Consider the following 24,448-nt stretch of genomic DNA (forward strand, 5'->3'; position numbering starts at 1 on the left):
GGATGAGCTGATTCTATCACTTGCGGAGATAAAATCAGCTCCGGGCCTTTACACCTGTTGGAACTGATAAATAGACCCCAGTTTCAGAAGGCCGGTTAACTCATCCAGTGCTGTGCGAGACTCAATCAGAAGTTCAGGATCGGCAAGATCGGCTTCAGTCAGCCTGTCGCGGTAATGCTTTTCAACCCAGTGGCAGAGTGTTACATAGAGAGTGTCGTTTATCAGGCAGGCCTGGTTGGTGGCAGCCAGTTCCTCAGAAGTCAGCACAACTCTCAGGCGCAGGCAGGCAGGTCCACCGCCATTATTCATACTTTGACGCAGGTCGAACACTTTGATGTCATTGATGGGATTATCAGACGCAACCAGCCCTTCCAGATAGGTTGCAACCTGTCGATCGCTCTGGCAATCAGAGGGAACCACAATAGTCATATCACGATCGGAAGTGCTGAGCAGCTGGCTGTTGAACAGGTAACTTTTCACTGCCGTTTCCACTCTGATCTGACTTTCAGGCACTTCAATAATGCAGAAGTCATCCCGGCCATAGGCATTTTTCAGGTCGTTATAGACTTGAGCCTGGTTCAGGAAAGCTTTCTCGTGACAGAGCAGGACGTTGCGATTCCCCACAGCAATAACATCATTATGGAAAACTCCCTGATCAATGACTTCGGGGTTTTGTTGTGCAAATACAGTACGACTGGTATTGAGTTGATGGATGCGGGCAACAGCCTGTGAGGCTTCCAGACTCTGTCGAGCTGGAAACTTTGTCGGAGCTGGCCGGGCGTCATCAAAGCTGTAACGGCCATAAACAAAGAACTCTACCCCTTCGTCTCCATAGTTCTGACAGAAACGGGTATGGTTGGCTGCACCCTCATCACCGAAGTGAGAGCTACTGACAAGTGCAGGATGATGCGTAAAATGTTCCTCGCTGGAGAAAACGGCTTTTAGAATTCTGCCTGTTATCTCATGCTCAATGGAGCGGTGAAACTTGCTGCACAGGTTTGCAGGTGTAAAGTGCACGGTGCCAGAGGTTGTATCGGCGCTGGGTGATACGCTAGCGGCATTAGCGGTCCACATGGTGGATGCAGAACTGCATGCGGCAAGAATTTTGGGCACCTGTCGTGAGGCTTCGGCAAGCACTTGTTCATCACTGCCGCTAAAACCAAGCTTGCGTAGTGTATAAACGTCTGGTCTTTCCTGGGGTGCCAGCACTCCCTGTACTAAACCCATGTCGTGCAATGCCTTCATTTTCGCCAGACCCTGTAAAGCAGCCTGTTTGGGATTGGAAGGCGCTGACTGATGATGGGTTGAGGCGATATTGCCCAGAGACAGGCCAGCATAGTTATGGGTTGGACCTACCAGGCCATCAAAATTGGCTTCAACAGTTTTATTCATATCTCTTCTATTCCGATCTCGGAGCCAGCGTTATTAAAGCTTTAAACCCGGGGCCAGTTTTTCCGGGAGTGACAGGCTCTCAGCTTCCACACTGGCTACCGGGTAAGCACAGTAATCAGCGGCAAAGTAGGCACTGGGGCGGTGGTTACCACTGTCGCCAATACCACCAAATGGCGCAGCACTGCTGGCTCCGGTGATGGGCTTGTTCCAGTTGACGATTCCGGCCCGGGAGCGGTGCAGGAACTGTTCATAGTCTTGACGACTGTCACTGAAAATGCCTGCGGAGAGTCCATAGCGGGTGTTATTGGCCTGTTCAATGGCTTCGTCGAGCTGGTCGTAACGAATTACCTGCAACAGAGGGCCAAAGTATTCTTCATCAGGCAGCTCTTTAATGGCGGTAACATCAATAATGCCGGGTGACAGTAAACCGGTGCCTTTCTTCAATTTTTGGCTCGTCAGCAGTGATTGACCACGCAGCTGCTGCAGGTGTGTCTGAGCTTGAAGAATAGCGTCCGCCGCCGCTTCTGAAATAACGGCTCCCATGAAGGGCTGGTCTGCATCATTCCATTGACCCACTTTGATGTTGCCAGCGGCTTCGACCAGCTGATCAATAAAACTATTACCCCATTCTGAGGCAGGAACGAACAAGCGCCTGGAGCAAGTACAGCGCTGACCGGCAGTAATAAACGCTGACTGAATAGCGTCGTGTATCGCTGCTTTGTGGTCTTTAACTTCAGTAATAATTAATGGATTATTGCCACCCATCTCAAGAGCCAGAATTTTGCCTGGCTGGCCACCAAACTGCTGGTGGATCAGTCTTCCGGTATTGGAGCTGCCGGTGAAGAACAGACCGTCAATGCCTTTGTGCCTGGCCAGAGCCATACCCGTTTCTTTTTCGCCCTGAACCATGTTCAACACGCCTTCCGGCAGCCCGGCCTGCTGCCAGAGTTTAATGGTTTCTTCCGCTGTGGCCGGGGTCAGTTCGCTGGGTTTGAAGACAACCGTATTGCCCGCCAGCAGGGCCGGAACAATGTGCCCATTGGGCAAGTGTCCCGGAAAATTGTAGGGGCCAAAAACCGCGACGACACCATGAGGCTTGTGTCGTATAAAAGCGCGGGCTCCGGGCATGGTGTTTTCTGTCGTTCCGGTGCGCTCATTACAGGCTTTGATAGAAATTTCAATCTTGCCTTTCATGGCCGCTGCTTCAGTTCTGGATTCCCAGAGGGGTTTACCCGTCTCCATGGCAATGGTTCTGGCCAGCAAGTCAGCATTTTCTTCAACCTGTGCGGCAAACTTGCGCACCCGTTTAATGCGGTCTTCCAGAGTGCGTGCAGCCCATTCCGGCTGGACTTTTCGGGCTGCTGAAATGGCCTGATCAACCTGGGAGGGTTGAGCAGCAGAACCACTCCAGATGATTTCACCACTGGCTGGATTCAGGGAATGAAATGTCTGCCCCTCACCCTGAAGCCATTGTCCTTTTATAAATAGAGAACCTTTCATAATGTAACTCCGTTAGTGAGCCATGGGCTGTTTATCAATAACTGCTTCTTAACGATGACTTCGTTGTGGGTTGAAAAGTGGCACGACTCTGAGTTCATCGCCGTCCCTTACATTCAGTGCCTGAGCTTGTTTCTGGCTGATGTTGACGAACTCCAGTCCTTCAAAAGACAATTGTCCGGCGATGCAGCGAAAGTCACGGAAGTGACTGTTGGCCATCAGCCAGACCGTTTCATCGGTATCCAGGTGGTCATGGACTTTGATCCGGTAGCGACGGGAATCCCTGATCGCCCGGATGTCTTTAAGCTGAGTTTCCAGCACCGGGCCACCATCAAAAATGTCGATATAACCGGTGTATCGGAACCCTTCGCCCTCCAGTAGTTTTCTGGCCGGTACGGTATCCTCATGAGTCTGGCCAATGACACTTTGGGCTTTTGCCGGTAACAGGTTGCTATAAATGGGGTTGCGTGGCATCAGCTCGGCGATAAAGGATTTACCACGGGCGACCTGTTGATCAGCCTCGACAAAGTCCACGGCAAAGAATTGTCTGCCCAGGGCTTCCCAAAAAGGAGATTCACCCTCTTCATCGGAAAAACCACGAAGCTCAGCAATGACGCTTTCGTCAAAGCGAGGCTCATGAGCGGCCATGAAAAGAAAGCGGCATTTGGACAACAGGTGTCCATTACTGGATTTGCGGTATTGCGGTGTCAGGAACAGAGTGCAAAGTTCTGAGTGACCTGTGTAGTCACTACAAAGTGTCAGGGTCTTGATACGGGTATAGACATGCAGTTCTCTGGAGGCATGTACCTGAGTGTTGACCTTATAGTTGTACCAGGGATCTTTAAGGCCCACAGCGGACTCAATGCCGCAGACACCAACGACCTCTGCTGTTTCCATGTCTTCCATGACGAACAGGTAGTAAGCTTCTTCCAGAGGTTTTTCAGCCCTGAAGGAGTTGACTGCCCATTCGAGCTTTTTCTGAACCATCTCAGGGTCAGGTTGCAGGGACGAGAAACCCACGCCGGTTATCTGGGCAATCTGCCAGAGTGCGTCGTGATCCTGTTCGGTGATGGGTCTGATTATCATCATAAGAAAACGTCACTGAATAGTTGTTGTTTTTGATTATATTGAGTTGAACAGAGCAGCCTGAGAAAAAATCTGCACTGCCGCTTTTGCCTTCTTCAATAACTGAACAACTCCAGATTATTGGGTTGACCGGGTGTCAGTGCTTGCAAAAATTTTGTCAGCAGAAGCGGCTACAAACCCCTGATAGAGTTTGCCGTCGGGCAGAGGGTAGCGCTTGGCAAACTCATAAAAGCAGCCGGGGATTTCCCGGTCACCATCGGAGAAGCTGACGTTGACTTTACCGGCCATAGTGGATGACTGCTCCAGAAGCACTTCGGGAGAGCCTTTCACCAGACCGCCGCTTTCATTCAGTATGAAACCATTGTCCTGCAGCATCTGGTTCAGAACCTGGATGTCATCATGGGATTGCAGGTGATTAATGGAGACAGTGAAGTGGTTGGGACGGTATCCGAGGGCTGCTACCCAGGCAGCGTATTCACTTTCCTGTAATAGCAGGTCATAGTCTTGCTGACTGACCGTCCAGGGGCGTCCTGAAAAACAGAAATCATCCTGAAGAACAGACGTTTCAGCGACCTGGTTGACCAGGCTGTGGATAACTTGCTGAGCTTCAATGGACAGCGCCTCAACCAGCAGCTCACTGATAAACACTTTTGGCAGGGTGTCGTCGGGATGCTGGAAGTGTTTGGCTACCAGTTTTCTGCCGGGAAACTCATAGTCGCCGCCGACAACATAACCTGCATCGAGAAAAGGGCGTGCTACTTTTTCGAGGCTAACCCTGTCCAGATTGTACGTTCGCAGTGCAATGTGATCATTGATCACATTGCCATCATTTTGAGCAGCAAAGAGGTTATGGATTGTCCGGGCGTCGGGGGTCAGTTCCAGATAATTCTGCCACATGGCTTCCAGAAGGGTTTTGATCGTGTTTGTTTTGGCTTCTGTCATTGCCTGTATCCTCTAACTTTATAAGTCCAAGGTCTTTTAATAGCTCACTGCCACTCTGACGGGGTCTCCGCCATCCAGTTGCAGCAGATCCGTTTCTTTCTGTGTCAGGGTTGGGGCTTCAGGGTTGAAAGCCGTGCTGATGCATCGAAAAGACTGGGCCGATGTATTGGCTACAAGGTAATCGTTGTTTTGTGTATAAACTGTTTCTCGTTCAGCCGATGTTGTGGACAGATCCGGTTGATGGATCTGGCTGTCACGGAGAGTGGTTAGCCGGTCGGTTCCTGCTTCCAGAGTGGGGCCAGCATCAAAAATATCCACATACCCCTGATAGCTGAAGCCTTCCCGTTCAAGAATGTTAAACACCGGCTCCCGGTCGGGTCTGGGTTCACCAATGACTGCTCTTGCCTGCTTCGGCAGCAGGCGTGTGTAAATCGGATAACGGGGCATCAGGTCAGCAATAAAGTTCTTTTCCTCAAGGCCGGTCAGATAATTGGCTTTGGACATCGCCATTGGGAAAAAGTGAGCGCCCAGACTGTTCCAGAACGCTGAGTGATTGTTTTCATCAACAACGCCCTGAATTTCTGCCAGAACACGGTCAGCAAAACGGTCTCTGTGTTCAGCTATGAACAGCAGCCTGGCACGGCTCAGCAACTGAAGATTAGACCAGCTGTCGTGTTGTTGAGAGATAAAAAGAGTGCAAAGGCTGGTGTAACCCGTGTAGTCCTGGCAGAGCTTTAAAACCGTCATCCGGTTGATGGTTTGCAGTGTCTCGGAGGCATGAACTTCTTCGTCGACACGGAAGTTATAGAAAGGCGCCGAAAGACCTGTCGTGGCGATAATGCCAGATATGCCAAGAATCTCACCCGTCTCCTGATCTTCCAGAACAAAGTGGTAGCTTTCTTCTCCGGCATCTTCAACGTCCTGACTGAGGGAGTCCCGGGTTTTGCAGATCAATTCTGCCAGATGATCACGATTTGCAGGCAGGGTGGTCATTGAGCCTCTGGCGCTGTTGGCCAGTGTTTCCAGAGCACTGAGGTCTTGATAATCAACAGGTCTGACGACTTTCATGGTCGGGACCCTTTATTCTTGAGCCAGGCGTTTCCGGTACCCAGGGCTTCATTACAGGCCAAGGTCATTAGCAGGGCCGCACTCAATTTGGCTCTGGGTACCAGACTACTGATTTTCAGGTACTCCTGTTCACTGTGGATATGCCCACCCTGAACACCCAGGGTATCAATATTGGGAATGTCGGCTGAGGCTAGGTTGTTGCCGTCGCAGCAGCCGCCGGTTGGCTTTACATCAAGAGTCAGCCCCAGGGCGTGACCACACTGTCTGGCCAGCTCAAACAGTTGCAGATTGGCCGGAGTGAGTACCTTAGGCTTTCTGCTAAAGCCACCGTGAAGTTCCAGACGGATACCGTTGCGACTGCTGATCTCATTGACAATCATTTGCAGTTCCTTAAGGCACCACTGCTCATCTTCCGGTCTCTCCAGACGTATATTGAAACGACTTATGCATTGGTCCGGAACAATATTGGTTGCGCCACCACCGTGAATATAGCCGGGATTAAATGTGACGCCTTCCCGCTTTCCGTTCAGGTCATCCATAGCTGAGACAAAGTCGCACAGGGCACGAATAGCATTTCTTCCCAGATGATGTTCCCTGCCAGCGTGGGCTGCTTTGCCGTAGCAGACAGCAGTGAAGTTTCCGCTGCCCTTGCGTTGACCCGCGAAGCTGCCATCCGGGAAGCAGGGTTCGTAAATCATGCCCAGATCTACACGGCTGGCGGCGTCTTTTATTAACGCAGCAGAACCCGGTGAACCTATTTCTTCATCCGGGTTAAAGAGAATTTCCCAGCCAATTTGATCTGCCCATGGGCTTGCTTCCAGAATTTTGAGTGCATTCAGCATCACAATGATGCCGCCTTTCAAATCGGTGACACCCGGACCATTGATAGTATCTTCATCAAGTTGGACAACCTTCTGGAAAGAGCTGTCTTTTGGGAACACCGTGTCCATATGGCCGCACAGGAAAACCTGCAGGGGAGCCCCGGGGCGCTTACGGATTCTCAGGGCCTTGCCCAAGGTGTGTTGAATCACTTCCCCCTGGTCATTAATTACTTCATAAGGTTCCAGGTCAATGACTTCCTGTTTTCCACCCAGAGGTGCAGTCATTTGTCTGAGGCGTTCCATCACCTGATTAACGCCCGTGGCATTGAGGCTGCCAGAGTTGATTTCTGCCAGCTCAATGGTGTGCTGAAGCATTTCTGCCTGAAGGCTGTCCAGACGGGTTAGCAGGGATTGTAGCGGGGCAAGAAGGTCGGACATGAAACACCATTTTCAGAGATGTTTTTTGTTGAAATGCACACTAATGCGGCATTCTCTTCTGATTAAAGAGGGGCACCGGCCAGAAGCAAGAGACCGGTGCAGTGGTTAATTATGAATTGACTACCTTGGCAATTGCCCGTTCCAGTGCTGCCATACCTTCACGGATATCTTCATCCGGGATGATCAGTGAGGGGGCCATTCTCAGCACATTCGGGCCAGCAACCAGCATCATCAGACCTTCTTCAGCAGCAGCCGCCAGAAAGTCTTTGGCTTTGCCGTGCCAGTTTTCGGTCAGCTCTGCACCCATCAGCAAGCCTTTGCCACGAACTTCCCTGAAGATGCCATAGGTTTTGTTAATGCGTTCCAGCTCGCTTCGAAAGAGTTCGTGTTTGCTGCTGACATTGGCCAGAACCTGATCGTTGTGGATCAGGTTGATGGTTTCAAGAGCGACAGCGCAGGCCAGCGGGTTACCGCCATAGGTGCTGCCGTGGCTGCCAAAGCCGAAGCTTTTGGCCACCTCGTCGGTGGTCAGCATGGCAGCCACAGGGAAGCCACCGCCCAGTGATTTGGCTGTGGTCAGAATGTCTGGAATGACACCGGTGGTCATGTAAGTATAAAACTCACCGGAACGGCCTACACCGGTTTGCACTTCATCCAAAACCATCAGAGCTTTGTGTTCATCACATAGTGCTCTTACGCCCTTCAGGAACTCTGGGTCCGCCGGGATTACCCCACCTTCACCCTGGATCGGTTCCAGAACGACCGCACAGGTCTTGTCTGAAATGGCTGCTTTCAGGGCTTCCAGATCGTTGTAGGGTAGATGAGTCACACCGGCGGGGACCGGCGCATAACCTTCACAGTAACTTGGCTGGCCTCCCACTGTTACAGCAAACAGGCTGCGACCGTGGAAGGAGCTTTTGAAGGATATGATTTCATGCTTTTCAGGGCCAACATGATCAAAAGAATATTTTCTGGCCAGTTTGAAGGCTGCTTCGTTGGCTTCGGTGCCCGAGTTACAGAAGAATACTTTATCGGCAAAGGAGATCTCGGTCAGGCGCTGGGCCAGAGCCAGAGCAGGCTCATTGGTGTAAACATTACTCATATGCCAGAGCTTTTCACTCTGTTCCTTGAGAGTCTTGACCAGCCGAGGGTGGCAGTGGCCAAGAGCATTAACGGCAATACCCCCTGCGAAATCGATGTATTCACGGCCTTCCTGATCCCAGACTCGTGAACCTTTTCCGCGAACGGGAATCATCGCCTGTGGTGCGTAGTTAGGCACCATGACTTCATCGAAGGTCGCTCTGTTAACGGAGTATTCGCTCATTTCTTGTCCTCGGTGTACATGGTTTTTATAGAGTGAGCGTCTTTCAACAGGGTACAGACTGAAATGCGCTGCTTCCGATCATGGCTGATTTATCAAGAACTTATTTATTGTTTTGGCCGCTTGCCTATCCACTATAGATCAAAGTCGGATCGAACAGTTTACACCAGGCGACCTGAAGTTTTCTCTGAGGATCATTTGCTGAGAAACTTTTTTTCTGAACGGCTCTGCTATTTTTTACCTTCATGTTCCCATCACAGTGATATGAGTTTATGGAGTACACAGAAGAGATAGCAAGGGCTTATGCCGAAGAGAAAAACCACCTCGGATTTATGATCCGCAGAGACCTGCCTGGAATCCTGGCTAAATACGTTAAAGTGGGAGCCCGGGCGCTGGACTATGGTTGCGGTGCAGGATTGATGATTCCGCTATTAAAAGATGCCGGGTTTGATGTAGAGGGTATGGATATTTCAGACAGTATGCTCCATCAGGCTATAAAGGATCATCAGAACACGGTATTTACCCGCATTCATTCCGCAGCTATTCCTCGTCCCGATGCGTCTTATGATTTGGTGATGTTGTCTTATGTTCTGGTTGAAATAGACTCTTTATCTGAAATGGAGGCGGTGATCCGCGAAGTGAAAAGGGTATTAAAGCCCGATGGTGCGGCGATAGTGATTGTCAGTTCAGAGCAAAAGTTCAAGGGCAACTGGTTGACGATCGATAATGACTTCCCTCAAAACAGGGAGCTTACCAGTGGCTGTCGAGTTAAATGTTCTGTGGCGGATTCGGGGGTGGTCTTTGAAGATTTTTTCTGGACTGATGAGGACTACCGCTCAGTATTCTCTCTGTCGAATTTGAACCTGCTGGCGTTTAGTCAGCCTCTGGGGACGGCAGATGACGGGATGCCGTGGAAGGACGAGCTTCATTCACCTTTGTTCAGTATTTACATTTTGGGGCATTGACTGGCCATTGTCATGATCTGAGCTGCAAGGCTTATTTCTGTACTGAAAGAAGATGCCTTTAGTTGTTATGATGAATTTTTCAGAGTCTGGCTTCTGTCCATAGAGATATCATCAGGCACGCTTTACGAGTATTTTTTCCCTATGAAGAATAATTCTTTTTTCGGTTCCGGAGATTGCAGCGCAGAAAGGAGCTATGGGTGAGTAAGCCTTGCAAAGTCGGTTTTCTTTTATATCCCGACTTCTCTTTGCTGGGGTTGTCTTCAGCCCTGGAAGTGCTGAGAGCAGTTAATCAGGCGACCGGACAGTGCGTTTATGAGAGTGCTGTCATTGCAGAATCAACGGTCACGAGTAACCTGGGTCTTTCCATTGAGCCCTCTCAGTCGGCGTTGGAATTCATGGATGTGGTGATTCTGGTCGCTTCAAAAACAGGTGTTCAGATTCCTTCTGCCGCATTGTCCGAGGCATCTGTTTTGGGCGGGATTGGCAAAGGCGCCAACCTGTTGGCGAGTGCAGGCCTTCTTGATGGTTATCGTGCTCGACTGGAAGGGGCCGCTGATGCCCTTCAGGAACTCTATCCCCGGGTGGTGTTGAGCCAGACGACTTTTGAACTGGACCGAAACAGAATGACCTGTGGCGCAGGCACGGCTGCTATGGATATGACGCTCTCTCTGGTCGCCCGGGAGCAGGGGGGTTATCTTGCTGCCAGTGTATCGGAATTATTGGTGAGGGATCGTCTTGGTGGGCCGGGGACTTCTTCTTTTGTCGCGCCCCCCGTCAGAAAGCAGCAGCCACAGATTGAGGAAGCAACACAGTTGATGGCTGCCAATATAGAAGAGCCACTGGGTGCCGATGAACTGGCTTCTCTGGTGGGTATTTCCCGTAGACAGTTGGAACGACTGTTTCGAAAATATCTGGATACTGTGCCTTCCAGGCACTACTTGAAGCTCAGGCTTGAATGCGCCAGAAAGCTGCTCAGGGAGACTGACAGGCCGGTAGTGGATGTGGGGGTTGCTTGTGGCTTCTCTAATGCTTCACATTTCAGCACGGCGTATAAAAACCATTTTGATCTGACGCCCAGGGAAGAGCGGCAATCGTAAGTTAGCCTTCTAAAGTAGTCAGCGCACCACCGGAGCAAGATATCAATACAGGCTGAAAACCTGCCTGCCGTCGATAAAAGTCATCAGGACCTCGTGATTTTTGTTCATAACCGCTATGGATGCACGCTTACCGACCTTAATGCTGCCCAGTTCGTCCTGCAGGCCGAGCAAAGTCGCTGGTGTCAGAGAAGCCATGTGAACAGCGCTCAGAGGGTCTACAGCCACTTTTTCGATCATGTTGGCGACGGCACGATTCAGTGTCAGGGTGCTTCCTGCCAGAGCACCCGATTCGGTTCTGGCAACACCGTCTTTGACATGAACTGTCAACAGTCCCAGCTGGTATTCCCCGTCGCTCAATCCACCTGCACAGATGCAATCGGTGATCAAAGCGGTTTTATCAGCCCCTTTGAGACGGTAAACCAGGTCCATCACTATGGGGTCAACATGAACTCCGTCTGCTATCAATTCTGCATAGATATCCCGGTGGTGCAGAACAGCACCGGCGGTACCGGGTTGACGATGATGCAATCCGAGCATCTGGTTAAAAATATGAACGCCGCCCACGGCTCCCGCTGCAAAGGCTTTCTTGCAGACATCGTAAGTAGCGCCTGTGTGTCCAATCATGACGCGGACATTCTTGCTGGTCAGGTATTCAATTGCTTCAATGCCGCCCTCAATTTCAGGGGCCAGAGCCAGTGAGCGAAGGGTGCCACCCGATGCTGCCAGCAACTCGTCGAGTCTTTCTTTTGTGGGCTTCAGGAAGTAGCTGCTTTCATGGGCGCCTTTGAAACGTTCGGAAAAAAATAGGGCTTCACTGTAGGAACCCAGCACTTCTGCACCCTCAACGCCCTGCTCGATACAGTGCTTAACGTTTCTCAGGGCCGCGAGGTTTCTTTCCCAGGTATCAGTAACGGTGGTGGCAAGAAAGCCTACGACACCTTTAGCAGCAATGGTTTTTGAGATGGTGTTAATGGCTTCGTGGCTGGCATCCATGACGTCAAAGCCACCGCTGCCATGAATATGCAGATCAATGAGGCCGGGGACAATTTGACTGTCTCCCAGATCCGTGATCTCCGCGCCTTCTTCAGGCACACAGTCAATAGCGGCAATACGGCCGTCCGTTATTTTTAGAAAACTGTCCTGAAGAATGCCTTCTTCAGTGAAGATCTTTTTTGCCTTCAGATAAAAAGTCGTCATGTCTCAGACCTGTCAGCAGGAAAATGACCATGATTGTACCATGACGCTAAACGGGCTCCGTAGGGTTATGATTACCTATGCTCAGGTGAGAATGCTCAGGAGCAGTGAGGTGATCATCGGTTCTCACCGGGGTGAGCTGACCCTGAGGATTTCTTCACGCACTTCGGTGAGCGCTTCCCGAAAGCTGCCATCGTATTGCTGCAATTTTTCGATGACCTCAGGCAGCATGTCCTTTAACATGCGTCCCGGATGTTCAGGCAGGGTTTCTGGCATCTGGCTTAATACCTGGTTCATTCTGCCTTCTGCCTGAATGACGATGGATTTCAGACGTTCAAACTCCAACCCCTGACTCTCCAGACTGACTTTTCTGCCAGAGCGCGACAGCGCCAGCTTATCAAGCATTGCCTGAAGCTTGATGTCGTGGTTTCCCAACATCCCTTCAATATGCTGAAGGCCAGCCAGGTAGGCTGACGCGCTTGCTTTTCCGACGGGCGCAACAGGGGTTGCTTTGACGGCATCAGAAGCTTCTGTTAAGGCCACTTCTGGCTGTTTACCCTGAGCCATGTCTGCCCTGTAGGGACTGATAGCGGCAATCTGCCCCAGGAGTTCATGGATGACGGCGTAATTGAATTGCAACATCTCTTCCATGTGGCTTTTCAGGTCTTGAAAAGTGAATTTTACTTCTTCTTCAACCTGTTGCTCAGCGGAAAGGCCCAATTCAGGATCTTGTCGAGGGCTTGAGGGGGAAATGGGGCGATTATTGACGTCTTCGATGGCCATAAGAAATCCGTTTCTGTTGATCGATAGATCTAATTTTAGTCCGACTTAAGACAGCTTTGGCTTGAAAGCATAAGTCTGACCCGTCAAAGACGCCTCCTGAATCAGGGGTATTTATTTTTCCGCGACAGCTCCTTTGTTAAATCCTTCAAAAGCCACAACCCGGACTGAGTGATTCGGGGTACGGGCTTTCAGGGTGGTTGCAATGTGTTCTGCCAGAAGTTCCACGGTACTGTCAGTATCAATCAGGTAGCAGCGGTCTTCTGCCAGAGTCAGCTCGAAGTAGCCCTGGTCTGAGGTATAGCCAAAGCGAAAGTGATCCCGCCTGCCTATGGTCACTTTTTCCAGCAGGTCTTCACGGGTGGCGATGTAGATATCTTTCCAGTTTTCGGCCCAGTCTGCTTCGAGCGTCGGGTCGCGCTTTCCGTCCAGGTAGATGTGGATAGGAGAACGGTGGCCATGGGCAATTCGCTGGCAGTCGCCCAGATGTTTTTTCAGGCCGTGGCTGTAGTGGTAGAAAGCACCAGAAAACTGTTCAGGATAAATATCCAGTTCAACACCGATGACATTGTCTGGCAGTTCATCCAGCAAGGTTTTTTCGAGAAAGGGGGTCAGAGCTTCAGGGGTTATTTCCTGAGCATTGACCAGTAAAATTGCAGGGGCGGGAGCCTTGCATTCGATGACATCACCGGTACTGGTCTGCATGTTGACAGAAAGGCATTCTTCGCTCTCTGTTTTGACGGTTATTGCTCCGTGAGAAGCAGGTACAAGCAGGCGGTGGTCGGCAAGAATGTCCAGAGAAGCCTTGATCTGCTTTTTGACATGGCCGAAGTCAAAGACCATGCCCTGTTCATCCAGGTCGCCCCGAAGCACGACATCGACCAGCCAGGTTTCCCCTACAACCCCGCGTTCCGGAGAAAGGTAACTGAAATCAAGTGTGGTGAGTTGATTGACGAACAGTGCGGTCATTGGTTTCTGGTTCTACTGTGATTGAAGAAAACGGGGTGAAGAAAAATAATGAGTTAAAGAGCAATTGTAACTCATTTCTCGAGGCGATTCAGTGCCCGGCTAAATTCTGTGGAATGGATTTTCATTTGGCCGCCCAGTGAATTGTTGCGGGGATTTAGCTTATTATTCATCGCATCCTGAACACCTGAAAACCTTGGAGTCCATTTTGGATCGAACCATCACACAATCTGATCTTGAATTTGATGCCCGGCATATCTGGCACCCTTATGGGACAACACCCAGCCAGTATAAACTGTTTGCCGTTGAAAGTGCTTCAGGGGTCAGGCTCCGCTTGAGTGATGGCAGAGAAGTGATTGACGGGATGTCCTCCTGGTGGTGTACGGTCCACGGCTATAATCATCCGTTTATGAATCAGGCCGTTAAGGATCAGGTCGATTCAATGTCCCATGTCATGTTCGGTGGGTTGACCCATAAGCCCGCCATTGAACTGTCTCGCAGACTGGTTGAGTTGACACCCGAACCGATCAAAACAGTATTTTTTGCGGATTCAGGTTCAGTCGCTGTAGAAGTAGCCATCAAGATGGCCATGCAGTATTGGCAATGCAGGGGCGAGATTAACAAGAACAAGTTGCTGACATTTAAAGGCGGATACTTCGGCGATACGACCGGGGGCATGGCGGTCTGTGATCCTGACAATGGTATGCACCATCTTTTTACCGGTATTCTGCCAGAACATCATTTCGTGCCCCGTCCCGGCTGCGGCTTCGATGAGACACTTGAAGACCATCATATAGAACCTTTTCGCTCTGAACTGGAGTCCCTGAATCATCAGGTGGCCGCCGTTATTATTGAGCCTATCGTTCAGGGGGCTGGTGGAATGCATTTCTACTCCCCCGACTTTCTGAGAAAAGTCAGAGCACTCTGTGATGAGCATGAAGTCTTGCTCATTCATGATGAGATTGCCACGGGTTTTGGTCGAACCGGGAAAATGTTTGCCTGTGAACACGCCGATGTTATCCCGGATATCATGTGTGTAGGTAAAGCCCTTACCGGTGGCTATATGACGTTATCAGCTGTGATGTGCACCGAAGAAGTCAGTAAGGCCATCTGTGACACTGGTCCGATCATGCACGGACCTACTTTCATGGCTAATCCTCTGGCTTGTGCAGCCGGTGTGGCGAGCATGGATATTTTATCTTCAGGTGAGTGGGTCAATCAGGTGGCTAACATAGAGAAAAAATTATGGGCTGGTCTCTCTCCCTGTAATGAGCTTGGAGCGGTGGCTAACGTACGGGTTCTGGGAGCTATTGGTGTGGTTGAATTGAGACAGCCGGTGGTGATGTCTGAAATTCAACCCCGTTTCCCAGAACAGGGGGTATGGGTCAGACCTTTCGGTAAACTGGTTTATGTTATGCCACCTTATGTCATTTCAGATGAAGATCTGGATACTCTGTGCAAAGCCATTTGTAGGGTTGTTGAGTCCATCCGTTAACGAACACCGTCTCGCGAGAGTGCGAATCGCAATTAATGGCTGAGCAGGATGCGCTGAGGGATTTGTTGATTGGCGTGCCAGTGCTCAAAAAAGATTCATGGGCTCTGCAGGGGTTGTCTACAATTCTACGTGCTATCCGGCTCGGATAGTCGGTTATAGAGTTCCGGTGGCCCTCGTTCGGGCTTCCGGGCTGGCACTTCCCAAGGCTGCTGCTGGAGGTTTAGTTATGGCTCTCCGTTTTGATCTGCCTGATCTGCTGGAAGACTTTGACGAAGAACAGGGCTCTTGTGACGCAGAACCCTGCTATCCCTACCCGATATTTGGCGGGTTGCCAGAAGAAGTCGTCATGAGGCGGGTGACCGTTTGTAATTCATTGGTCAGGCTGAATCTGCGAGGTGCTCCCGTCAATACGCGGTTGAGTATTTCTTTGAGTCAGGGTCGTGGGCGAATGAAGGTGCTGGTAAGACTTCCCTGAGATTGGAGTTGGAGTTTGGCACACCAGGCACTTCGAACGTAAGCTGGCGAATAAGATTCCCCGATATGTGATAATCTCCGCGTCAAAGCCCTGTCAAAGAGTGTCCGTTCAACAGCCACTCTCTTTTCTGAATATCGATCTGGCTTTGCTGAAAACAAAAAGGTTGGAAGAAATCAAATCTTATTCGCAGGTTCCCTAGAATGACCGAGCAATATCCATCACTGATCAAAGAAACATTTCCTGTGGGGCCTTTGCAGTGTAACTGCACCATCATTGGTGACCCCATTACCAGGAAAGCCATCGTCATCGACCCCGGTGGTGATCCTGATGTGATTCTTGCCAAGTTGGAGAGTCACGGACTAAAATCAGTAGCGTTGATTCATACTCATGCTCACTTGGATCACTTCCTGGCTAGCGGTGAAATCAAGAAAAAGACTGGTGCTTCCATTCATCTTCACAAAGAAGATAAGTTCCTCTGGGATAATCTCGAAACTCAGTGTCGTATGTTTGGTGTGCCCTATAACCCTGTTCCAGATCCTGACTTCTGGCTGAATGATGATCAGGAGCTTCCTTGCTGTGGGGGGGTGGCGATGCATACTCCCGGACATACCCCTGGGTCCATGTGTTTCCACTTTGTGAAAGAGAATCTGTTGATCGCTGGAGACACCCTGTTCCGCCGATCAATTGGTAGAACGGATCTTTGGGGTGGTGACTTCAAAGCAATAGAGAAGTCCATTCGTGATCGTCTGTACACTTTGGATGAGGAAACCACTGTAGTTACAGGTCATGGTCCGGATACCTGTATTGGCGAAGAAATCCGGGAAAACAGCATTATTCGCGGTTAGGAGAAGTGAACATGTTAATGCAGCTGAAAAGAATGTCATTGGTCGTTGCCGCCGCTGCGGTCATAGCGGGTTGTCATACGACCAATCCATACACTGGTGAGAAGGAAGTCAGTAAAACCACTGCATACGGTGGCATTGGTGCAGTTACCGGTGCTGTCATTGGCGGTTTGGTCGGTGGCGGCGAAGGGGCTCTGGAGGGCGCTGCGATTGGTGCTGCAGCCGGAGCTGGCTATGGTTATTACACGGACAGGCAGGAAGCAGCGCTCAGAAAAGAGTTGCTGGGAACCGGTGTTCAGGTACAACGGGATGGAGATAACCTCAAGTTAATCATGCCCTCTAACATCACATTTGATACCAATAAGTCAGCGATCAAGTCCAGTTTCTATCCTGTTCTGGGTTCTGTTGCCAAAGTTGTCAAGGAGTTCGACAAGAATCTGGTTGACATAGTTGGCTATACCGACAGCACCGGGACTAACAAGATTAACCTGCCTCTCTCCGAGGATCGGGCCAGGAGTGTGGCGGATTATCTGATATATCAAGGGGTTTCCGGGTCACGCGTTACCTATTCTGGTGCGGGAGCCTCAGATCCTATTGGCAATAACAACACCATGCAGGGTCGTGCGCTGAACAGAAGGGTAGAGATAAATTTGATACCGGATCCCAAGCATCAATAAATATTGAAAAGCCAGCCAGTGTGCCGAAACTGTTCTGAGATAAGCGTTCGTCGGCCTCACTGGCTCCTTTACGGGCTGGCAGACAGATTATCCTGCCATCGTTTGGCTCGTCTCATAGTGTGAGGCTTCCGTGGCTGCTTGTTCTTGCTTGGGTATTACTCGATAGCTTCTGCTTTCTTTCTGGCTGGTGGGGCAGGGATGGGAGCCACGAGAACAAAAGATGCAGCAGTCCCCTCTCTGGGGAGTCATCAGGTTTTTACAGCTTCTGCATTCATAGAGATAAACGCAAGCATCCAGTGGCATGGTTTCAGTTTCGGAATGGCCGCAGCAGTTACAGGTAACCGTTGACTCGGTATTAAGATGAAGTTTCATTGTCAATTTCTCTGCTTTTGTTATTTTCTTCAGGGCGTAATAATCCAATGTCGACACAGTTTCTCCTTACTTGAATGATTGTTCATAAATGTTAAGCAAGAAGTGTGACAATTATGTGTTGCCTCGAATGATTAAGAGATTATTCGCGGTCGTGTTCAGGAAGATGTGTAGCAGGATAAAAAAACGACAGTGAGATGAGATATTTGATTTGCATAAATGACGGGAGAGACATTTTGTCTCCCCCGAACAAAAGGCAGAGTCAGGCTTTTTCGGCAGCAGCCTGAATAGCGGTGAGGGCAATGGTGTAGACAATATCGTCCACCAGAGCACCGCGGGAGAGGTCGTTGACCGGCTTGTTCAGACCCTGAAGCATTGGACCTACACTGATGACATTGGCACTACGCTGTACAGCTTTGTAGGTAGTATTGCCCGTATTGAGGTCCGGGAATACGAAGACAGTTGCACGACCAGCAACGTCTGAGTCGGGCGCCTTGCTCTTGGCAACAGATTCGACGGACGCAGCGTCGTACTGCAGTGGACCGTCAACCACCAGATCAGGGCGCTTCTCACGAACCAGCTGGGTAGCATCGCGAACACGCTCAACGTCTGCACCAATGCCGGAAGAGCCTGTAGAGTAGCTGATCATCGCGATGCGCGGCTCAATGCCAAAGGCTCTGGCGGAGTCGGCACTCTGAATGGCAATGTTAGCCAAAGCTTCTGCGTCAGGGTTTGGATTAACGGCGCAGTCACCGTACACCAGAACCTGATCAGGCAGCAACATAAAGAAGATGGAAGATACCAGTCCACCGGCGTCTTTTTTCGGCTTGATCAGCTGGAAAGCCGGACGGATGGTGTTGGCCGTAGTGTGGACAGCGCCGGAAACCAGGCCATCCACTTCGTCCGTGGCCAGCATCATGGTACCCAGAACAACGGTATCTTCCAGCTGAGCTTCTGCCATAGGAGCATTCAGGCCTTTATGCTTGCGCAGTTCGACCATGGGCTCAATGTAACGCTGACTGATACTCCTGGGGTCCATAATAATCAGCCCTTCTGGCAGATCAAAACCGTTGTCACGAGCGACCTGTTCAATAACTTCGCGATTACCCAGCAGGATACACTCGGCAATGCCGCGTTCCTGACAGATGATGGCAGCCTGAATGGTTCTTGGCTCATCACCTTCTGGCAGAACAATGCGTTTGCGAGCTGCTTTTGCCTGTTGCACCAGACTGTAGCGAAATGCCGGAGGCGAAAGACGACGCTCTGTCAGACCTCCGCAGTGCTGCTTGAACCAGTTGTTATTAAGATTCTCGGCGATGGTGTTCATCACTTTTTCAATACGCTCTATGTCGTCCAGAGGCAGCTCGTCGCTCATGCGATCCAGACGGGTAGCGGTCGTATAAGAGTCATCTTCAGTCATCAGGACTGGCAGACCGGTAGAGAATGCTTTGGCACAGAGCTCCTGAACAGCCTTGGACATTCTGATTCCGCTGGTGAGTAGCAGTCCGGGCAGGGGAACACCGTTGGAGGCTGCCATAGAGGTTGCCAGAACAATATCATCACGGTCACCGGCAGTAATGATCAGATTACCAGGCTTCAGGTATTGGATCATGTTACTGGGAGTTCTGGCACTCAGTGTGTAGGAATTAACACGACGCTGGGCAATGTCACCTTCGTTAATGACTTCACAACCCAGATGGCGGGCAATGTCCAGAGTGCGGTGTGAACTCAGCTGTGGATCGTAGCTGATGTAACCCAGGGGCAAGAAGCTCTTGCGAGTAAACTCGGGCAAGGGTCTGAATTGTTGATCTTCAGTCAGTTGCTCAACCAGCTCTTTATCCAGTTTGTTCAGGATATAACCGATGACACTGGGGTTTTTGATGCCACCAAAACTGTCGGCAGCAATTTCCAGTTTATCTGCAACATCTTCCAGAGAGTCCTTGCCTTTTTCTGAAACCAGAATGATATCGGCGTTCAATGTTCTGGCCATATCGCTGTTAAGGCGGTTGGCATAAGGCATGTCACGGGTGGGAACCAAGCCTTCGACCACGACCACTTCAGCCCCTTCGGAAGCATCGTCGAATAGAGCGACAATCTCTTCCATAATCTCATCACCTTTATTGTCTCCCAGCAGGTTTTCAACCCTTTGGGTGGTAATCGGTGTCGGTGGCTCATGGTCCATAATACGCTGAGCCAGTCGTGTAGAACGCTCAGGTCCTTTATCCGTCGTATGCAACTGGGCAATGGGCTTAAAGAATTTTACCCTCAGGCCCAGAGTGTCGAGTGCCCGCACCAGACCCAGGGAGACTGAAGTCAGGCCGACTCCATATCGGGTTGGGGCCAGAAAAAACGTACGCATAATGCAGCTCCAGAAATGTTCGCAAGCAAGTCAAACCTGGGGTCTTCAGGCAGACCCCAGGTTGAATGAGGCGATCAGGGCCTGAGTGTCACGGGAAATCATTAGCTCTTCGTTGGTGGTCACGACCATTGCAATCGTTGAGCCTTCCTCGGTAATAACACCGCTTCTGCCCCGGAAAGTTTCATCATTGAGCTTGTTGTCCACCTTGAAGCCGAAAATGCTCAGGCGTTCAATAACGTTCCTGCGAATGACGCTGGAGTTCTCTCCGATACCGCCAGTGAATACCAGGGCATCAATCTTACCCATGGCGGCAGCAAAACCCGCTACTTTTTCAGCCAGAACATGGCAGAAAACGTCCAGGGTCAGTTGCGCACGTTCATTGCCTTGAGCTGCAGCGTCTTCAATAACACGACAGTCGCTGTCCATTTCAGACAGGCCCAGTAGACCGCTCTTCTTATTCAGCAGGTCGGTGGCTTCTTCCAGGGTGTAGCCCAGAGTTTTGTTCAGGAAGTTGAAGAGGTTGGGGTCAACATCACCGGAACGGGTGCCCATAACCAGACCTTCCAGAGGTGTCAGGCCCATAGTGGTATCAATGGACTTGCCATTCTTGATCGCACAGGCAGAGGCTCCGTTACCCAGATGAGCTACCACGAGATTGCTGTCATTGATATCCAGACCCAGCATGTCGGCAGCAGCCTGACCGACATAGCGATAGCTGGTTCCATGAAAGCCGTAACGACGAACACCGTGTTCTTTGTACAGGTTGTATGGAATCGGGTAGAGGTAAGCTTCGGCTGGCATGGTCTGATGGAATGCAGTGTCAAAAACAACAACATTGGGCAGGCCCGGGAAAATTTTCTGGGCGGCACGGATACCTGCAAGGTTGGCTGGGCTATGCAGAGGAGCCAGCTTGGTGCCGTCTTCAATCGCCTGCAGAACCTCATCTGTGACCAGACAGGACTTGGAGAACTTCTCTCCACCGTGAACAACGCGGTGACCAATGGCGGAGATGCCTTCTACCAGACCTTCTTCACGCAGGAGGCCCATGAGTGCTTCCAAAGCTGCTTCGTGTGCAGCCAGTCCGAGCGCCTGAGAGCCTTTTTCGCCCTTGACCTTCCAGCGCAGAACCGCTTCGCTGCTGTCCAGGCGTTCAGCGATGCCGTTGATTTTCTCTTCTTCCGTTGTCGGGTTAATCACTGCGAATTTGAGGGATGAGCTGCCGCAGTTGATGACCAGAATGCTGTCTTTGCTCATTGAAATAGTACCTAGCAGAATACTTGCAATGGGAGGCTGACCGATTGACTCCGGTCAGTCTCCTGAAGGGGTATGTGTCAACAGTAGTTTGACTCTGTGTGCCGAAGCACCCTGAGTTCAATACTGAAGGAACTGTTTGCATCATGGTGGCCCGCAGGACAGATATTCGAAAACCAGGGATGAATAAAAATGCTTTGCAATTCACCAGACGAATATCGGCTCATAATACGGGCAACGTTATAAAAGTTTCGATTATAACCATTGATGCAGGTCAGTGGACTGCGTAAAGATGCGTATTCAGATACTATTTTTGAATGCCTCTATCGGAATTTCTATAGTCCGGGGAAAGGTATTCCGCAGATAGGAAAATCATATCGTTAGAGTCTGTTCAGGGCACAAAGGTAATTTAGCCTTTTATCCCGGATACTCAAGCCCCGTCCATTTCTTGGTCGCTTCAGGCAACATCTGAATCCAGGTCACCAGTTGTTCCTGATAGAGATAAGCGCCAGCGACTCCAACAAGCATCAATGAGATGGGAAGATAAATGCCCAGTGCACGTGTCAGATTGGCTGGTGGTAACGGCGGCTCCCCATAGTTGTTTTTTCCTTCTGTGCCCGGCCCGATACTGAGCCAGAAAAGCAGCAGAATATTGACCACTGGAATGACCAGAAACAGCCACAGCCAGCCGCTTCGATCCATATCGTGAAGTCGGGTAATGACCAGATAAAGTGTAAGCATGATTGCCAGACTGTGAATGCCCAGAACCATTGACACAGTCTGCTGAATAGTCAGGGCTGCTCCAATCAGCATTGGTAAATAATCAGGGAGCAGGAAGGCAACAGCTTCTACAGCTACGACCAGCCAACTCATGGCCAGGTAGCGGGTTCGTCCGATGCGTCTTATCAGCCGCAATGGCTCATTACTATTTTGTCGGGGTGCTCTGGACAGCGGGGTCTCGGCAAAGATAGATGAGCTGTTTTCTTCAGTGGGTGGTAATGTTTTTGAGCCATCCAGGGTCATAATCCGGCATTGTCCACCGGCCTTTCTAATGGCTTCTTCGTATTTGCGGGCTTCTTTCCTGGTGACAGGCTTTCGAACCGCGTAGGGCTTGCCTGAAAAAAGGCGGTCAATGCGCTGCGCATCGGCATTGAACAAACGGGCCAGATTATTTTTGACTTCAGCTTCGGAAAAGCCAGGAAGAATCTGCCCTTTGAATATGACTTTATAATCTTTGCGCTTCATAACTGGATCCCCCGAGCTTTGGAAACACCTGTTCGGGGTGTCACCACTCAGGGCGTCTTATCGGCAGATATGCCGGAAACGCAAGGTTGTTAATCCTTAGAAGGGACGGACTACAACCAGAATTACAATAGCCACCAGAAGCAGAACCGGCAGTTCATTAAAAATACGGTAGAATTTGTCTGACTTAGTGTTGGCATCATTGGCAAACTTTTTCAGGAACGCGCCACACATGTGGTGATAGCCAATCAGCAGAACCACCAATGCCAGCTTGGCGTGCATCCAGCCACTGCTCATATAATAGGACGGGTTGAAACGGAGTAACCAGATACCCAGCACCAGAGTGGCGATCATGGACGGCAGGGCAATCCCACGGTAAAGCTTGCGCTCCATGATCTTGAATCGTTCATTACTGACCTGATCTTCGCTCATGGCGTGATAAACAAAGAGTCTTGGCAGGTAGAAAAGGGCTGCAAACCAACAGACCATGGCGATAATATGAAAGGCTTTAACCCAGAGCATGCGCGAGATCCTTGATTTTTGATTACTGATAGCGGATAGAGAGTAGCGGAAAAGACGCCAGAGTTCGATATCCGGGTGAAAGGGTGAGTGAATTTCTGAGTATTGTAAACCGGCTAGGTTGTGTTCTGAGCGTTGTTTTGTTGAAACCCTGCTGTTAGAGTGACTCGCAAGAGACCAATAAAATACCGAGGGGCGCCCGGTTACTGCTGATGGAGGCTTCTGTGTAAGTCCAGTCGCTATAGGCTGGCTGTAGCCTGTGAAGTCAGAAGCCTCGCCTGACAAGGCGGGGGGTGTCACAAAGAATATTTGCAGAAGCGAGTCTTGAAAGAGCTTTTATAAATATTTATTCTATTATTTTAAATAAATATTCTATTTTTAAGGCGTCGTATCCATGATCAAAGCAGGCATTGTTGGTGGTACCGGCTATACCGGAGCAGAGTTGCTGCGTCTTTTGGCGATTCATCCCGACGTTGAAGTAACGGTGATTACTTCAAGAAAAGAGGCAGGCAAGCCCGTCAGTGAGCTATATCCAGGTCTAAGAGGCAAGATGGATATTGTCTATTCACAGCCAGACGATGATGTCCTGGCCACCTGTGATCTTGTTTTCTTCGCAACGCCCAACGGAATTGCCATGAATTCCGTGCCCAAACTGTTGGACAAAGGTGTGAAAGTCGTGGATCTGGCTGCTGATTTTCGTCTGGCCAGCGCTACTGACTGGAAGCAATGGTACGGTATTGATCATGCCTGTCCCGAACTGCTGGCAGAAGCGGTCTATGGTTTGCCAGAAATGAATCGGGAGTCCATTAAAACTGCGCAGTTGGTGGCTAATCCGGGCTGTTATCCGACAGCTGCACAGCTGGGTCTGTTGCCATTGATGGAAAATGCTCTGGTAGAAGGCAATGTTATTATAGATGCCAAGTCAGGAGTCAGCGGCGCTGGTCGTGAAGCCAAAGTGGCCAGTTTGTTGTGCGAAGTTTCGGAGTCATTCAAGGCCTACGGTGTGCCAGGCCACAGACACCTGCCAGAAATCAGACAGGGAATAGGCAGAATGGGGGGGCAGGGTTACAGGGGCGAGCTGATTTTTGTGCCCCACCTTGTCCCCATGATCAGGGGGATTCATGCAACGTCCTATGTTTCGGTAAAAGATCACTCCATTGATCTTCAGGCGTTGTATGAAAACAAGTTCAGTCATGAACCTTTTGTTGATGTTTTGCCTGCAGGCAGTCATCCGGAAACCCGTTCAGTCAAATCCTGTAATCAGTGCCGCATTTCCGTTCATCGTCCTCTGGACGGCGATACCGTAGTTATTCTGTCGGTCATAGATAATCTGGTGAAGGGGGCGGCAGGTCAGGCCATTCAGAACATGAATATCATGTGTGAACTGAATGAAACAGTAGGCCTTGATGCGCCTGCTTTGATGCCTTGATATTTTTTTGTGAGCCTGTTCGGGTTATCGATGCTCCATCCTTGCCTGGCAGGTTGCAAAGACTGAGCGTTATTTTTGGTCAAAGGGCACTTCAGCTTGAGGGGTAGACATCAAAAGAGCAGGTATACTGGGTAATGGCTTCTTCAAGTCTTTCATGCGTCGGCACTGCCCGGTTCGCAAATCATTACGACTTTTGTAATTTCGCTTAGAATAATTGTGCTAG

22 protein-coding genes are annotated in these 24,448 nt (G+C 50.3%); 7 read left to right on the forward strand and 15 right to left on the reverse strand.

The window, feature by feature from the left end; genetic code table 11:
• Positions 1 to 48: 48 nt before the first annotated feature.
• From astB to ACOMG9_RS05125, 7 genes are all read right to left on the reverse strand, one after another.
• The gene (astB, locus tag ACOMG9_RS05095) at positions 49 to 1,392 is read right to left on the reverse strand and encodes an N-succinylarginine dihydrolase (protein WP_494529895.1); all 1,344 of its coding nucleotides are present in this window, start codon (positions 1,390 to 1,392) and stop codon (positions 49 to 51) included.
• A 33-nt stretch (positions 1,393 to 1,425) separates the two neighbouring features.
• Positions 1,426 to 2,892, reverse strand: a complete 1,467-nt coding sequence (gene astD / locus ACOMG9_RS05100; RefSeq protein WP_448216045.1) for a succinylglutamate-semialdehyde dehydrogenase — start codon at positions 2,890 to 2,892, stop codon at positions 1,426 to 1,428.
• Between the two features lie 48 nt (positions 2,893 to 2,940).
• On the reverse strand, positions 2,941 to 3,978 hold the full coding sequence (gene astA, locus ACOMG9_RS05105) for an arginine N-succinyltransferase (RefSeq protein ID WP_448216046.1): 1,038 nt from the start codon (positions 3,976 to 3,978) through the stop codon (positions 2,941 to 2,943).
• Positions 3,979 to 4,092: 114 nt separating this feature from the next.
• Entirely contained in the window at positions 4,093 to 4,917 is an 825-nt protein-coding gene (locus ACOMG9_RS05110) for a DUF1338 domain-containing protein (RefSeq protein ID WP_448216047.1), read from the reverse strand.
• A 36-nt stretch (positions 4,918 to 4,953) separates the two neighbouring features.
• A complete protein-coding gene (locus tag ACOMG9_RS05115) occupies positions 4,954 to 5,985 on the reverse strand; it encodes an arginine N-succinyltransferase (RefSeq protein ID WP_448216048.1) in 1,032 nt (343 codons plus the stop codon).
• Positions 5,982 to 7,244: a hydrolase gene (locus ACOMG9_RS05120; RefSeq protein WP_448216049.1), complete on the reverse strand. Its 1,263-nt coding sequence runs from the start codon at positions 7,242 to 7,244 to the stop codon at positions 5,982 to 5,984. Before ACOMG9_RS05120 ends, ACOMG9_RS05115 begins: the two co-directional genes overlap by 4 nt.
• A gap of 109 nt (positions 7,245 to 7,353) precedes the next feature.
• Positions 7,354 to 8,568, reverse strand: coding sequence for an aspartate aminotransferase family protein (locus tag ACOMG9_RS05125; protein WP_448216050.1), 1,215 nt, complete (start codon positions 8,566 to 8,568; stop codon positions 7,354 to 7,356).
• Between the two features lie 269 nt (positions 8,569 to 8,837).
• Here ACOMG9_RS05125 and ACOMG9_RS05130 point away from each other — a divergent pair, with 269 nt between their 5' ends.
• Together ACOMG9_RS05130 and ACOMG9_RS05135 are read left to right on the forward strand one after the other, a co-directional pair.
• A complete protein-coding gene (locus ACOMG9_RS05130) occupies positions 8,838 to 9,530 on the forward strand; it encodes a class I SAM-dependent methyltransferase (RefSeq protein ID WP_448216051.1) in 693 nt (230 codons plus the stop codon).
• 197 nt (positions 9,531 to 9,727) lie between these two features.
• The gene (locus ACOMG9_RS05135) at positions 9,728 to 10,627 is read left to right on the forward strand and encodes a GlxA family transcriptional regulator (RefSeq protein ID WP_448216052.1); all 900 of its coding nucleotides are present in this window, start codon (positions 9,728 to 9,730) and stop codon (positions 10,625 to 10,627) included.
• Between the two features lie 42 nt (positions 10,628 to 10,669).
• Here ACOMG9_RS05135 and nagA read toward each other — a convergent pair whose 3' ends face one another.
• The 3 genes from nagA to ACOMG9_RS05150 form a co-directional block, all read right to left on the reverse strand.
• Entirely contained in the window at positions 10,670 to 11,824 is a 1,155-nt protein-coding gene (nagA, locus tag ACOMG9_RS05140) for an N-acetylglucosamine-6-phosphate deacetylase (RefSeq protein ID WP_422132621.1), read from the reverse strand.
• A 123-nt stretch (positions 11,825 to 11,947) separates the two neighbouring features.
• Positions 11,948 to 12,604: a hypothetical protein gene (locus ACOMG9_RS05145; protein WP_422137283.1), complete on the reverse strand. Its 657-nt coding sequence runs from the start codon at positions 12,602 to 12,604 to the stop codon at positions 11,948 to 11,950.
• 111 nt (positions 12,605 to 12,715) lie between these two features.
• Positions 12,716 to 13,570 carry a 6-carboxytetrahydropterin synthase gene (locus ACOMG9_RS05150; RefSeq protein ID WP_422137284.1) on the reverse strand — a complete coding sequence of 285 codons (855 nt, stop codon included), beginning with the start codon at positions 13,568 to 13,570 and terminating at the stop codon, positions 12,716 to 12,718.
• 205 nt (positions 13,571 to 13,775) lie between these two features.
• On the opposite strand from ACOMG9_RS05150, the gene bioA reads away from it, so the two are divergent.
• The 4 genes from bioA (at position 13,776) to ACOMG9_RS05170 (ending at position 17,056) form a co-directional block, all read left to right on the forward strand.
• Positions 13,776 to 15,062, forward strand: coding sequence for an adenosylmethionine--8-amino-7-oxononanoate transaminase (gene bioA, locus ACOMG9_RS05155; RefSeq protein ID WP_494529896.1), 1,287 nt, complete (start codon positions 13,776 to 13,778; stop codon positions 15,060 to 15,062).
• Positions 15,063 to 15,288: 226 nt separating this feature from the next.
• Positions 15,289 to 15,537, forward strand: coding sequence for a hypothetical protein (locus ACOMG9_RS05160; protein ID WP_448216054.1), 249 nt, complete (start codon positions 15,289 to 15,291; stop codon positions 15,535 to 15,537).
• Positions 15,538 to 15,737: 200 nt separating this feature from the next.
• Positions 15,738 to 16,382 carry an MBL fold metallo-hydrolase gene (locus ACOMG9_RS05165; RefSeq protein ID WP_422132626.1) on the forward strand — a complete coding sequence of 215 codons (645 nt, stop codon included), beginning with the start codon at positions 15,738 to 15,740 and terminating at the stop codon, positions 16,380 to 16,382.
• Between the two features lie 11 nt (positions 16,383 to 16,393).
• Positions 16,394 to 17,056 (forward strand): YiaD family glycine zipper/OmpA-like lipoprotein, encoded by a 663-nt coding sequence (locus tag ACOMG9_RS05170; protein WP_422132627.1) that lies wholly within the window; start codon positions 16,394 to 16,396, stop codon positions 17,054 to 17,056.
• An 87-nt stretch (positions 17,057 to 17,143) separates the two neighbouring features.
• On the opposite strand, the gene ACOMG9_RS05175 is transcribed toward ACOMG9_RS05170, so the two are convergent.
• From ACOMG9_RS05175 to hemJ, 5 genes are all read right to left on the reverse strand, one after another.
• Positions 17,144 to 17,428 (reverse strand): GDCCVxC domain-containing (seleno)protein, encoded by a 285-nt coding sequence (locus ACOMG9_RS05175; RefSeq protein WP_422476287.1) that lies wholly within the window; start codon positions 17,426 to 17,428, stop codon positions 17,144 to 17,146.
• Between the two features lie 259 nt (positions 17,429 to 17,687).
• Entirely contained in the window at positions 17,688 to 19,784 is a 2,097-nt protein-coding gene (gene pta, locus ACOMG9_RS05180; protein ID WP_448216056.1) for a phosphate acetyltransferase, read from the reverse strand.
• A 45-nt stretch (positions 19,785 to 19,829) separates the two neighbouring features.
• Complete coding sequence (locus ACOMG9_RS05185) at positions 19,830 to 21,038, reverse strand: acetate kinase (protein WP_494529897.1); 1,209 nt, start codon at positions 21,036 to 21,038, stop codon at positions 19,830 to 19,832.
• Positions 21,039 to 21,452: 414 nt separating this feature from the next.
• Complete coding sequence (locus tag ACOMG9_RS05190; protein WP_494529898.1) at positions 21,453 to 22,280, reverse strand: DUF805 domain-containing protein; 828 nt, start codon at positions 22,278 to 22,280, stop codon at positions 21,453 to 21,455.
• Between the two features lie 96 nt (positions 22,281 to 22,376).
• On the reverse strand, positions 22,377 to 22,799 hold the full coding sequence (gene hemJ, locus ACOMG9_RS05195) for a protoporphyrinogen oxidase HemJ (RefSeq protein WP_494529899.1): 423 nt from the start codon (positions 22,797 to 22,799) through the stop codon (positions 22,377 to 22,379).
• A 391-nt stretch (positions 22,800 to 23,190) separates the two neighbouring features.
• Between hemJ and argC the strand changes: the two genes are divergently transcribed.
• Positions 23,191 to 24,225, forward strand: a complete 1,035-nt coding sequence (gene argC, locus ACOMG9_RS05200; RefSeq protein WP_448216059.1) for an N-acetyl-gamma-glutamyl-phosphate reductase — start codon at positions 23,191 to 23,193, stop codon at positions 24,223 to 24,225.
• Positions 24,226 to 24,448 lie beyond the last annotated feature (223 nt).

It is taken from the genome of Endozoicomonas sp. PH6C, from assembly GCF_059322965.1.